The following is a 12,464-nucleotide window of genomic DNA, read 5'->3' as shown; positions in this document are numbered from 1 at the left end:
ATTGTTGATTAAATCAATCCCCAAAACAAACTATTGAACCGGTGTTTGTATCTTGTACCGTTCTTTGAGCTTGGTAATATACTATATCAACCTGAGAAAAGGAGTGATATAGTTGGCGAATAGAGATGTACGTCTTGCGCTTTGGTCAGATACGTTTTTTTCGGGTCGTCGGATCCTCTTCAGACGTGGAGGAGTTGCGGTTCGGGATCTTGGGGCATTTCGGTTTGATAACGTCCTCTCGAGTTTCCGACTCAGAAACGTTGTGGAAAGATCCCAAGTAACGCTTGTACTGTTTTCGAGAACTAACTTTCAGGGCACATTCCGCGTGTTCCGCGGCAGCCAAAACGTAGCGAATTTGGGTAATTTGGGCTTTGACAATGTCACATCTTCATTTATTTTGGTAGGCCGCAATCTTACGGACTCCGAAATTTCCCGAATTCAAAGCACTGGCAGACCGCCTCAAGACATCCTCATCATAAGACAGTAATCACCGTAGAAAGGAGTCCCTGAAAAGGGGACTTCTTTCTACGTTAAGCGATACGTTTCATAACAGGGAGGCTTCGCTGTTTTTCGTTTTTCCCGGAAGGTCATAAAGATAAAAAGGTAAACATCGCATGATATAGAATTATTTATATAAATCTTAAAAATGAAGTCATAAACGAAATCGTCCATGGACCGTTCCATCATATTGCGGTCGTTACGCACGGCGCGTTAATGTCCTTGATTTTGAAGCATTTTGATGATTCCATCGGTTAAGAAGAATGGCTTAACCTATCGAATTTGGAAGTGGATTTGTCGTGACTTGTCAGCCTTTGGAGGGATACGCGGTGGAGTTTAAAAGCGAACGTTTGATATTTAGGGAATATAACGAAGAAGATTTCCAATTGTTTTATTCTATTTTTTCGAATGAACAAATCATGAAATACGCCTATATGGATAAGGTCGGCCAAGAGGAGGAACTGCTGCCCTATTTTAATCGAATTCTCCAGAATAACCATACATCTGAGGGTCGCCCTTCTTATGAATTCGGTGTTTTTTTATCTTCAAGCGGGCAATTTATCGGTTTTGCGGATGTGGAAATGGTGAAACGGAATCGGGATGGCGGTAATGGGGAGATCGGTTATTTTTTGCTGCCGGACTTTTGGGGGCAGGGGTATGCGACGGAAATCATAAATAGGTTGCTTAAGATTTGTTTTGAGGAAATGAATTTACATAGGGTTTTCGCAAGATGTAATGCAAACAATCTAAACTCGGAGAAAGTCATGATCAAAGCCGGCATGGAAAAAGAAGGCCGTTTCCGGAAGGTAAGATACAAAAATGGCAGCTGGGATGACGAGCTTCAGTACAGCATTCTGATTGAAGAGTATAAACCTCTGTAAGGAAGAGGGTATGAAATACGATTGTACACCGGAAGACATTTAATACTTTATTTTTGGAGATAATATGTATAAAACATCATGGAACAACGATAACTGTTTTGTACTCAAGGAAAGAGAGTTGATATTGTGAAGAACAACCTTACGAAAATGAACATATTAAAGCCAGCGAATGAAGTATTTGAAGCTTTCGTAGATCCTACGAAAATTAGGAATTTCTGGTTTTCGCACAGTTCTGATAGGTGGGAGCAAGGAAAGACGGTTACATTGAGATATGATGAGTACGATGCTCAATTGGATATAGAGGTATTGGAAGTGGAAATAAATAAGAAAATCATGTTCAAGTGGGGTGCAAATGGGGAAGGACATATTGTTACGATAACACTGAAAGAATTGGAAAAATCGAGTACAATAATTGAAGTTAACGAAGAAGGTTTTAATGAAAATGATGATGATTTCATCAGTCAATTGATAGATAATAAAGAAGGATGGGTTTATATGTTGACCTGTTTAAAGGCTTATTTGGAGTTTGGTGTTAATGAGTTGAGAGTAGGATTAGTTAAATAATTTTAGAGCCAGTTGGCTCTTTTTTATGAGTTGCCCACTGGTCCCGTCAAGATTATCGTAAGCTTCAAAAAATCTATAGAGATTTATTTGACCAGGTCTGTCTTGTAGGTAATAAAGAAGAAATTTCTGAAAGAGAAATTTCTTCTTTATTTACTTCACATTATAAAAGTTTGCAGATTTTCTTATTAGAATCAAATGGAACTAAAATATTTAGAAAATCCTGATTTATTCGAGATACTAACGTACGTTTACTTCCTCTACGTTCGATTTGCACATTTTTATTTTTAGCAAGATCAATAAGAAAGCAAGCATTGCAAACACAATTCCACTCCAAATAAGTTGATGTATCCCTAAGTGAGAAATAGACCAGCCACCGATAGAAGCCCCTATAGTAATTCCAAGATTGGAAAATGAGACAAACAAGCTGTTGCCGAATTCGGGAGCTTCTTTTGTCTCGGTCGTTAACCATGCTTGACTGATAATAAGCCCGCCGGAATGCACTACCCCCCAAATGAATACGATAACTACCATCGGAATGAAATATGATCCCAGATAATAAGCAAATAAGTAAATTACCGCATATAGCAGAGGAAACATGATGACGGTCTTTGTCATGCTTTTATGCAAAAGGCTCCCAAATAAGAAATTCCCGAAAATCATGATTATACCAAAGGTCATCAACATGATACTAATCCATGATCCGTTCATATGAGTTACTTGTCCAAGATATTCAGCAAAGTAGCTGTACACAGAAAACATAGCTGCAAAGATAAAAATAACTGTCACGATATTTAACCACAATTGAGGTTTGCGTAATATACCAAGCTGCTTGCCATAAGACATTTTTTCCTTAACAGGCATGGAAGGAAGCCAAACTAGGATACCTACAAAGGCAATTATACTTACAACAGCACCAAAAAGGAAAGCGACTTCTAACGAAATTTTGTCCGCGAGATAAGAAGTTAAAGGCACGCCAAAAGCAAACCCGACCGTTATTCCGGCGAAAACCTTAGTGACCGCTTTACTGCTTTTTTCCGGAGGAACAAGTTTGGCTGCGGTGACAAGGGCAACCGAAAAAAAGACGGGATGAAAAATAGCAGGGATAATGCGGAAAATCAGCATCACATCGAACATGGTAGTATAGGCATAAACAATATTTGAAATCGCAAAAATAAGCACAGCGGTTAATAGAATGACTTTACGATTAATCCCGGAAGCGAGTAATGTCAGGAATGGACCTGAAATGGCAACGACTAAAGAAAATATACTTACAAGCCATCCGGCCTGTGAAGTCGATATATTAAATTTTTGAGTGACCTGGGGGAGAACACCTATTATCCCCATCTCTGTTGTGATAATGCCGAATACACCTAAAGCTAGAATAATGATGAGTAAAGAGTTAACCTTTTTCATTTTAAATGTAAGCCTCCATTAATACTTAAATATATAGAAATGTAGATATGAAATACGAAAAAAAAGACCTCCTTTCCGTTTATAGTTTCTTTTGGATGTACTCGGAAAATTCCTGTATTGTCTTTTCGTTCCGACGATAGTACGTCCACTTCCCAATTCGCTCAGATTCCAACAAACCAGCTTTTTGCATAGTCAACAAATAACTCGAAATAACAGACTGTGCAAGTCCCGCTTTAGCCTGAATATCTCCTACGCATACACCAATTCGGAAATTGAGACCTTGTTGTAAATAAGGCTTTTCATCAAAGAATTCCTCTGGATTCTTTAACCATTGCATAATTTGACTACGAGTCTCGTTAGACAAAGCTTTATAAATCAATAAAGGTTCCATACAGATTATTATATCTACTTTTATAGATTTGTAAATATAAAATGTGCTGCGCTGTTAAATCCGTACCAGCAAGCTTAATAAGAAGCTATATTGTTGCCGACAAGAATTAGACTTTTGATTAGACAGCTATTAGAGTTATCTGCTTTAATGGATACAAGTGGGAATTAAACATTCCGCACATCAACGTTAGGAAAATATAGCGTATATTAAGTAGAGCAGAGGTTCTAAACAAGGTTTCTCTTAGATCATAGATGATTTAAGATGGAGCCTTGTTTATATATGCGGGACATACATAGTTTATATTAAAAGTATGTTTAGAGAAGGGGCTGGACCATGAATAAGATTCTTATTGTTGAAGATGACCGAGCGTTGAATCAAGGCATTGTCCTGACTTTTCGGCAAGAAGATTATGAATTTACACAGTGCTATACCCAATCCGAGGCGCGGGATTATTTAACCCAGATGACATTTGATTTGATTTTGTTGGATGTGAATCTGCCCGATGGCAGCGGACTTGATCTTTGCATGGAAATCAGACAACATCTCGCAACTCCAATCATCTTCTTAACAGCGAACGACTTGGAAGTGGATGTTGTAACGGGGTTTGAGCTGGGTGCCGATGACTATATCACCAAACCCTTCAGCTTAATGATTCTTCGTGCGCGAGTATCTGCAATACTTCGCCGAAGTAAGCAGGAGAGTAGCAACAAGGGCCTTATAATAGATCACTTTGAATTTCACTTTGATGAGATGAGGTTTCTCAAACGGAAAGAACCAGTGGAGCTGAGCAAAACTGAACAAAAATTACTAAAGCTGCTCGTTCAAAATCAAGGGATCGTCTTGGCCCGTAGCGTCCTGGTCGATAAAATATGGACGGATGGGGCTGAATATGTAGATGAGAACGCGTTGTCCGTGACCATCAAACGGCTACGTGACAAGTTGGAGGATTGTCCAGCAAAGCCCAAATACATCCAGACGGTATATGGTGTAGGCTACTCATGGACGGTGGATAAGCGTGGATAAATTGACTATGGTTGTTCTCATCGGGAGTATCGTTTGCATGCTGTTTAGTGTAAGTCTAGTAGTCTGGTATCGTTTAAGCATGCGCAGAACCATTCGCAGGCTGACCCAGATGGTCGATTGTGCAATTGAGGGGAATTTTAAGGAATCCAAATATGACGAATCTGCTATATCCGCATTAGAGACCAAATTGAGCCGGTATATTGGTCAGTTCCAGACTAGAGAACGAAACCTCGCTACTGAAAAAAATCGACTCAAATCACTTGTTTCGGATATATCCCACCAGACGAAGACGCCTCTCTCTAATATTTTGCTCTATTCACAGCTACTCAAAGAGCAGCCGCATCTGTCTAACGATTGTGCTGAAATGGTGGACCAGATTGCCCTTCAATCGGAGAAACTGCAATTTTTAATTCATGCGTTAGTGAAAACTTCTCGCTTGGAAGCGGGGATTATCTCGGTCTCACCGAAAAAAGAGTCTATTGCAGATCTGCTCGTTTCGGTATGTGAAGATGTGAAACAACAGGTGGAAGCGAAAAAAATTCAGATTCAACTCAGCTGTGATTGTTTGGAAGCGGTGTTCGATCGGAAATGGACCACGGAAGCCATTCATAATATTGTAGATAACGCGATCAAATATACACCTATTGGCGGCAGCATCTCGGTGTCTGCAGTTTCCTATGAATTGTTTTGCCGAATAGACATTAACGATACCGGAATCGGAATCGCAGAATATGAGAGTAATGAGATTTTTCAACGATTCTATCGCTCATCGGCAGTAGGTGCCTATGAGGGTGTAGGGATCGGGTTATACCTTGCCAGAGAAATGATCATGGCACAAGGGGGATATATCAAGGTCAACTCAACGCTACATCAGGGCTCCGCTTTTTCGGTATTCCTCCCGAGTACGAAGTAAATCTTTCAGAACTGTTAGATTTCAGAAAGATTGTGGAAAGACCATCGATGTAAAGTCAATATCATCACGTGATATAGACTTTGGATACATAAGGAGGTTACTTGATGGTGGTATTAGAGGCGTCTAATCTGATGAAACACTACGGTGCCGAGCCGAATGTCGTAAAAGCCTTGGATGGTATTGATCTTACGATCGAACGCGGCGAATTCGTCGCCATTGTTGGAACATCCGGGAGTGGGAAATCGACGCTCTTGCATATGCTTGGGGGCCTGGATCGAGCGACAAACGGAACGGTGAAGGTGGACGGCAAAGAGATTTTCTCGCTGAAGGATGACGAAATGACGATATTTAGACGGCGCAAGATCGGTTTTATTTTTCAGAGCTATAATCTGGTTCCTGTTATAAATGTCTATGAAAATATTACCCTTCCGATTGAGTTGGATGGTGATGCGGTGGATAATTCTTACATCGATCAAATTGTGACAACGCTTGGACTGGAAACGAAGCTGAATAATCTACCGAACCAGCTATCGGGTGGACAACAACAGCGTGTTGCGATTGCAAGGGCACTTGCGACAAAGCCTGCTATCGTTCTTGCAGATGAGCCAACAGGGAATCTGGATAGTAAGACAAGTCTCGATGTGCTGGGATTGCTCAAAGTGACAAGTGAACGATTTGGACAGACGATCGTCATGATTACCCATAATGAAGAAATCGCACAAATGGCGGATCGGGTCATCCGGATTGAAGATGGGAAATTGATAGGCGGGAACCTGTCATGATCCGCGTACAGAATCGGAAAATGATCCATCGTCTTGCGTTTCGCATATTTAAAGCCAATCGGATGAGGAATGTCATCGCGATCATTGCCATTGCGATGACGACTGTCCTCTTCACCTGTCTCTTCACGACGACGATCGGAATGGTCGAGAATTTGCAGAACCAAACCTTACGGCAAGCGGGAGGTGACGGCCATGCTGTGCTCAAATACATTACGGATGAGCAGTACAATGCTGTTAAAGATCATCCGTTAATTGATGAAATCAGCTACAACCTGATTGCCGCTGATCATGTTGATAATTCGGCTTTTCTCAAGCGACGCTTGGAAATGTACTATATGGACGAAACTGCAATGAAGTTAGGGTTTACCGTCCCGACAACGGGGAAGGCCCCCCAAGCACAGAATGAAATTATTACGGATACGGTCACGCTAGACTTGCTTGGCGTTCCTCATGAAGTCGGTGCAAAAGTACCGCTCACGTATACGATGAAGGGGGAGCAGATGCAGACAGACTTCGTACTCTCTGGGTATTGGGAGACCGATCCTGTTGCTCCAGTCGGTATGGCTGTAGTCTCAAAAGAGTTTGTGCAAGCGCATGCTTCAGAACTACGTCATACGAATCTAGTGGATCATAATACAACAGGCTCCATTAACGCTTATATCCTATTTAAGAATAGCTTTGGCCTGGAGAACAAGTTGAATCAGGTCATCACGGAAAGTGGCTATACGATGCAAAGTGGAAATAATGCTGATCCGTTGCCAACGGATATTGCAGCCAATGTGAATTGGGCGTATCTTTCCAGTAATTTTTCACTTGCTGATCCAATTTCTCTCATTGCTATTGTAGCAGTCATTCTTCTGATTACCTTTACAGGATATTTGATGATCAACAACCTGTTCCAGATTTCCGTTAACAAGGATATTCGTGACTATGGCTTGTTGAAAACAATCGGTACAACGAGGCGACAAATGAAATTCATCATTCGTCAACAGGCGCTGTTGTTATCGATTGTTGGCATCCCTTTAGGTCTTGTGATTGGACTCATTGTAGGTAACTCCTTACTGGAACTGATGCTCGGCATTCTCACATATGTTGGACCTGTAAACATCTCGGTTCATCCACTCATATTTATGGGTGCCACTATATTCACATTCGTGACGGTATGGATTAGCACCCGTAAGCCAGGCAAGATGGCGGCAGCCGTATCGCCCGTAGAGGCGGTGCGCTACCAAGGTGGCAGGGAATCCTTTAAGCGTAAAAAGAAGAAATCGACCGATGGCGGAAAAATCTGGAGAATGGCATGGTCGAATCTTGGCAGAAGCAAAAAACAAACGGTCATGATGCTGATTTCGATGTCGCTCAGCTTGGTGCTGCTCAGCACGGTCTTTACCCTCTCACGAGGATTTGATATGGACAAGTTTGTTTCCAAATTTGTAAATATGGATTATCTCATCGGGCATGCGAATTATTTTAATGATAATCGTTTTCGCCAACCTGAAGATGAGCTGAGTGAGAGTTTTATTAAGGCAGTTCAGGAGCAAGAGGGATTCCAGGAAGGCGGCAGAATCTACTACAACATCTACTTGGGTCAATCTTCCATTTATCGAGAAGATCCAGATGAACTTAGTTCTCATGGGTATCCCATGAACAAAGCGGAGGATGGTAACCCTACGCTCGATTTATATGGATTGGATGACTTGCCGCTGAAGCGTCTGGATATTGTTGAGGGAAAATTGGATACGGCAAAACTAAAAAGTGGAAAATACATCATCGAAGGTGTCCATCAAGATGATGAAGGCCGTGTGGAATGGAACACTTCACATTATCAAATCGGAGACACCGTCCAGATTACGGTTGATGGAAAGAAATACGAGTACGAGGTCATGGCCAAGGCAAAAATCAATCAGTTCACAATTGGAAACCGTTCGTATGATGAATTTGCCATGTACTTGCCTACAGAAGAATATTTGAAAGTTGTAACGCGTCCCGTGCTTATGACGTATGGCTTCAACATGGCTGATGATCAGGAGTCCGCGATGGAGACCTTTATCAAGAATTATACGGAAACGATTGAGCCGCTCATGAATTATGAATCCAAGCAGGTGTACGTCAACAACTTTAAGCAACTGCAGAATATGGTGATCATCGTAGGTAGTGCGATCAGCTTTGTTATTGGTCTGATCGGGATATTGAATTTTATCAACTCAATTCTGACCAGCATTTTATCAAGACGTCTGGAGTTTGCGATGCTGCAAAGTATAGGGATGACGGGGCGGCAGTTAAAGCGAATGCTTCTCTATGAGGGAGGGTATTATGCAGGTGCGACAATCGTGCTGTCTCTCATTTTGAGCATATTGTTTTCTGCTTTTATTGTTCGTGGGTTGGTCAGCAATCTATGGTTTTTCAGCTATCAATTTGTGCTGTCACCACTGCTTATTACATACCCGATCTTGTTCCTGTTGTTCGTAATCGTACCTTATTTAGCTTACCGAAATATTCGTCGGCAAACGATCGTGGAGAGGTTAAGAATAGCAGAATAATACGAAGTAATATGCTTTAAGAATGACTCGACAGGCGTGGTAGCACTTTAATATGGCTGAATTCTCTGATATTATGCAATTACAGCAAACAGGTGAACTACGTTCGTTATTGCGGGAAAATAAGCTGAATATTTGAAAGCGCATAAAGGAAGGGAACACATGCAGAAATCCATGACGATCCAAGAAGTAGCCCAGTTGGCTGGTGTTTCTGTAGCCACTGTATCTAGAGTTTTGAACGAAAGTCCTTTAGTTAAAGAAGCTACCCGGCAAAAAGTATTAAGCGTTATTCATAAATTTGATTATCAACCGAACCTGTTGGGGCGGGATTTAAGAAGATCGGAAACGATGAAGGTGCTTGTGTTAACCCCGAGCCTGGATAGACCTATATTCGCCGAAATTGTTAAAGGCATAGAAGATCGTGCCAAGGAAGATGGTTATTATGTGTTGGTGTGCCCGACTTCGAATCATTTGGAGCGTGAAAAAGAACTGCTTCAAATGTTAAAAAACAGGCTCGTTGACGGTGTCATTACCTTTAGCACGACGCTTAGCGAAGAAGAACTAAGCGCACTGGGCCAAAAGCATAGCATCGTTCAATGCTGCGAGTTCGAAAATGCATCTTATACGTGTTGCGTATCCATCAACGATGAACAGGCAGCTTTTGACGCTGTAAGTCATTTCATTGAATTAGGTCATCAACGCATCTCAATGATCGGCGCTTCTACGCTGTTGTACTCAGAACGTCTTAGAGAGCAAGGGTATCGCAGAGCGCTTACACAACATCACATACCTTGTCGGGAAGAATGGATCAAACACGGAGGCTTCTTCCATCATGATGGTGAAGCGCTGACGAACGAGCTGCTGCAATTGCCAGTTCTTCCGACTGCTATATTTTGCATGAATGATAGTCTTGCCATAGGCTGTGTCAATGCGATTAAAAAGAAAGGGTGGTCCGTACCTGGCGATATCGCTGTAATCGGATTCGATAACACCCATGAAGCAACGATGTCTACACCTGCACTGACAACGGTTCATCAGCCGAAATATGATCTCGGTTACACTGCAATGAATTTACTGATTCATAATATGGTTCATACAGAAAAGAAGTATGAGAATGTGATGCTGCAACATCAGTTGATTAAACGAGAGTCAACACTTCAATCATAAATAGAAATATCTTAAATCGGTTCAGGCGGAGCGCTGCTCTCACTGTTGCCGATTTCTTTTGAGATAAGAAAGTATGAAGGCGAAAGACGTTTTTTATGATTGACGAATTGAAAGGGTTGGAGTAAGATGAACCCAACACAAATGTAATCCGTTACATTTTATGAATGCCGTTTATTAAGGCATTTATTTAATTTTATGTAATCTGTTACATTGATGTTCAAGCGCCGTCCTATTACATTTGTGAATCTATTTTTCGGGAGGACTATTTATGAGTTTGGAATTTGGATTGCAGTTGTATTCGGTACGAGATGAATTAACGAAAGATTTTAAAGGAACATTGGAAAAAGTCGCTTCAATCGGATATAAAAATGTGGAATTGTTCTTCCATGACGCAGACAATATGGGGGCCACTATTGGCAATCTGACAGCGGATGAATTGAAACAGGAATTGGATCGCCTTGGATTGAAAGCTGTTTCAGCCCATATCGACTTGGCATTTCTACATGAGGACAAAGCGGAGAAAATTATAGCCTATGCCAAAAAAGTTGGCTTTACTTCACTTGCCATTGCAATCGCTTTCTTCAGCGATAAGCAAGAAGTTCTTGACCTGTGCGCTAAATTAAATACAGCCGGGAGGATGTTCAAAGATAACGGTCTTCAGTTGTATTACCATAACCATTTTGAAGAGTTTCAGAAGTTTGACAATCAGTATGTGTTGGACATTATTTTGGAGAATACGGATGAACAGTTTCTTAAAGTCGAATTTGATACCTATTGGGCACTAAGAGGCGGAATCGATCCGATTGAATATTTGCACAAGCTGGGAGATCGCTGCGATCTTATTCATCAGAAAGACTTGCCTGCTGATGCAACACCGGTGAATTTATTTGAAGTTATCGGTGACGACGCCCTTATCGATATGGGATTGATGATTAAGTTGCACAAGATCGAATATTTCACAGAAGCCGGTCAAGGCATTATGGACATACCTGCAATTGTGGATGCATTTAGAAGTAAACCGGAAGCAAGATACTTGTTTATCGAGCAAGATTGGACGAACAAGAACCAGCTAGAAAGTGTTGAAATTAGCTATAACTATATTTCAAAACTATTTTAATCTTAAACGGTGAAAAGTGGGAGGATGAATATGAGTAAATTAAAAATAGGGATAATAGGCTGTGGTGGAATTGCCCATGCCAAACATTTGCTAGCATTGGCCAAATTAGCAGATTTAGTTGAAATAACAGCGTTTTGCGACATCATCAAGGGGCGCGCCGACACGGCTTCCAAGCAATATGGTGCTGTGGGGGCAAAGACATATACGGATTATAAGCAGCTCATACAGGATGACGCGATTGATGCTGTTCACGTGCTAACTCCTAACATCTCTCATTCTACCATTACAGTTGATGCGCTAGAGGCGGGTAAACATGTTATGTGTGAGAAACCGATGGCCATTAATTCACAGGAAGCCCGAAATATGCTCGATGCCGCCAAAAGAACCGGAAAGAAGCTTACGATTGGTTATCAAAACCGGTTTAGAGAAGAAGCTTTGATGCTCAAAGAAGCTTGTAACGATGGATACTTGGGCGATATCTATTTGGCCAAGGCACATGCCATCCGCCGTCGTGCGGTACCGACATGGGGTGTATTCATGGATAAAGAGAAGCAAGGAGGGGGCCCATTAATTGATATCGGAACACATGCTCTCGATCTGACGCTATGGTACATGAACAATTATAAAGTGAAGTCCGTATCTGGTTCCGTGTTTCATGAGCTAAAGGATCAAAACAGGGCGAACATGTTCGGACAATGGAATCCCGACGAATTTGAAGTAGAAGATTCCGCTGTTGGTTTTATTAAAATGGAGAACGGTGCAACGATATTTCTCGAGTCTTCATGGGCTCTGAATACGCTTGACGTTCGCGAAGCGATGACGACACTTTGCGGAACGAAGGGCGGGGCGGAGATGCGACGTCATCCCGTCAGCGGGAAACCGGACTTGCATTTAAATGCCGAAATGTTTGGAAAACTTGTGGAGATCAAGCCTGAAATGAACCCTTCGATTCCGTACTACGGTTCCCGAGTGGAGGATGAAGGCGATCGTGAAGCCCGACAATGGATCGAGGCTATTATGGAAGATAAAGAACCGCTGGTGAAGCCTGAAGAGGCCTATATGGTGACAACAATTCTTGAAGCGATTTATGAATCTGCCAGAACAGGTAAAGAAGTTACACTGACATCATTATAAATAGTAAATAGTCTCGTCCTCTGCTAGTTGTAGCGGAGGACGAG

Annotated in this window: 12 protein-coding genes; 10 read left to right on the top strand and 2 right to left on the bottom strand. The window is 41.7% G+C overall.

Annotation, left to right across the window (positions count from 1 at the left end):
- The first annotated feature begins 112 nt into the window (after positions 1-112).
- The 3 genes from B9N86_RS17130 (at position 113) to B9N86_RS17120 (ending at position 1,943) form a co-directional block, all read left to right on the top strand.
- Positions 113-487, top strand: coding sequence for a hypothetical protein (locus B9N86_RS17130; RefSeq protein ID WP_208914369.1), 375 nt, complete (start codon positions 113-115; stop codon positions 485-487).
- 340 nt (positions 488-827) lie between these two features.
- Complete coding sequence (locus B9N86_RS17125) at positions 828-1,379, top strand: GNAT family N-acetyltransferase (protein WP_208914368.1); 552 nt, start codon at positions 828-830, stop codon at positions 1,377-1,379.
- Positions 1,380-1,526: 147 nt separating this feature from the next.
- Positions 1,527-1,943 carry an SRPBCC family protein gene (locus tag B9N86_RS17120; protein ID WP_208914367.1) on the top strand — a complete coding sequence of 139 codons (417 nt, stop codon included), beginning with the start codon at positions 1,527-1,529 and terminating at the stop codon, positions 1,941-1,943.
- Positions 1,944-2,180: 237 nt separating this feature from the next.
- Here the strand turns inward: B9N86_RS17120 and B9N86_RS17115 are convergent, their stop codons facing one another.
- Entirely contained in the window at positions 2,181-3,356 is a 1,176-nt protein-coding gene (locus B9N86_RS17115; RefSeq protein WP_208914366.1) for an MFS transporter, read from the bottom strand.
- A gap of 79 nt (positions 3,357-3,435) precedes the next feature.
- The gene (locus B9N86_RS17110; RefSeq protein WP_208914365.1) at positions 3,436-3,747 is read right to left on the bottom strand and encodes an ArsR/SmtB family transcription factor; all 312 of its coding nucleotides are present in this window, start codon (positions 3,745-3,747) and stop codon (positions 3,436-3,438) included.
- Positions 3,748-4,080: 333 nt separating this feature from the next.
- Here B9N86_RS17110 and B9N86_RS17105 point away from each other — a divergent pair, with 333 nt between their 5' ends.
- From B9N86_RS17105 to B9N86_RS17075, 7 genes are all read left to right on the top strand, one after another.
- Positions 4,081-4,770 carry a response regulator transcription factor gene (locus B9N86_RS17105; RefSeq protein ID WP_208914364.1) on the top strand — a complete coding sequence of 230 codons (690 nt, stop codon included), beginning with the start codon at positions 4,081-4,083 and terminating at the stop codon, positions 4,768-4,770.
- Entirely contained in the window at positions 4,763-5,683 is a 921-nt protein-coding gene (locus tag B9N86_RS17100) for a sensor histidine kinase (RefSeq protein ID WP_244562735.1), read from the top strand. The genes B9N86_RS17105 and B9N86_RS17100 overlap by 8 nt, the downstream gene beginning before the upstream one ends.
- Positions 5,684-5,787: 104 nt before the next feature.
- The gene (locus B9N86_RS17095) at positions 5,788-6,465 is read left to right on the top strand and encodes an ABC transporter ATP-binding protein (protein WP_208914363.1); all 678 of its coding nucleotides are present in this window, start codon (positions 5,788-5,790) and stop codon (positions 6,463-6,465) included.
- Positions 6,462-9,005 (top strand): ABC transporter permease, encoded by a 2,544-nt coding sequence (locus B9N86_RS17090; protein ID WP_208914362.1) that lies wholly within the window; start codon positions 6,462-6,464, stop codon positions 9,003-9,005. The genes B9N86_RS17095 and B9N86_RS17090 overlap by 4 nt, the downstream gene beginning before the upstream one ends.
- Positions 9,006-9,164: 159 nt before the next feature.
- On the top strand, positions 9,165-10,169 hold the full coding sequence (locus B9N86_RS17085; RefSeq protein WP_208914361.1) for a LacI family DNA-binding transcriptional regulator: 1,005 nt from the start codon (positions 9,165-9,167) through the stop codon (positions 10,167-10,169).
- A 268-nt stretch (positions 10,170-10,437) separates the two neighbouring features.
- Entirely contained in the window at positions 10,438-11,286 is an 849-nt protein-coding gene (locus B9N86_RS17080) for a sugar phosphate isomerase/epimerase family protein (RefSeq protein WP_208914360.1), read from the top strand.
- 30 nt (positions 11,287-11,316) lie between these two features.
- The gene (locus B9N86_RS17075) at positions 11,317-12,420 is read left to right on the top strand and encodes a Gfo/Idh/MocA family protein (RefSeq protein WP_208914359.1); all 1,104 of its coding nucleotides are present in this window, start codon (positions 11,317-11,319) and stop codon (positions 12,418-12,420) included.
- Positions 12,421-12,464 lie beyond the last annotated feature (44 nt).

The organism is Paenibacillus uliginis N3/975 (assembly GCF_900177425.1).
GTDB classification, from domain to species: domain Bacteria; phylum Bacillota; class Bacilli; order Paenibacillales; family Paenibacillaceae; genus Paenibacillus_AQ; species Paenibacillus_AQ uliginis.
This window is presented reverse-complemented; position numbering and strand designations above follow the sequence as displayed.

What these genes read in the sequence shown, in the direction of transcription:
- B9N86_RS17120 (WP_208914367.1), top strand. Translation starts at nt 1,527, where the DNA reads ATGAACATATTAAAGCCAGCGAATGAAGTATTTGAAGCTTTCGTAGAT.
- B9N86_RS17115 (WP_208914366.1), bottom strand. Translation starts at nt 3,356, where the DNA reads ATGAAAAAGGTTAACTCTTTACTCATCATTATTCTAGCTTTAGGTGTA.
- B9N86_RS17110 (WP_208914365.1), bottom strand. Translation starts at nt 3,747, where the DNA reads ATGGAACCTTTATTGATTTATAAAGCTTTGTCTAACGAGACTCGTAGT.
- B9N86_RS17105 (WP_208914364.1), top strand. Translation starts at nt 4,081, where the DNA reads ATGAATAAGATTCTTATTGTTGAAGATGACCGAGCGTTGAATCAAGGC.
- B9N86_RS17095 (WP_208914363.1), top strand. Translation starts at nt 5,788, where the DNA reads ATGGTGGTATTAGAGGCGTCTAATCTGATGAAACACTACGGTGCCGAG.
- B9N86_RS17090 (WP_208914362.1), top strand. Translation starts at nt 6,462, where the DNA reads ATGATCCGCGTACAGAATCGGAAAATGATCCATCGTCTTGCGTTTCGC.
- B9N86_RS17085 (WP_208914361.1), top strand. Translation starts at nt 9,165, where the DNA reads ATGCAGAAATCCATGACGATCCAAGAAGTAGCCCAGTTGGCTGGTGTT.
- B9N86_RS17080 (WP_208914360.1), top strand. Translation starts at nt 10,438, where the DNA reads ATGAGTTTGGAATTTGGATTGCAGTTGTATTCGGTACGAGATGAATTA.
- B9N86_RS17075 (WP_208914359.1), top strand. Translation starts at nt 11,317, where the DNA reads ATGAGTAAATTAAAAATAGGGATAATAGGCTGTGGTGGAATTGCCCAT.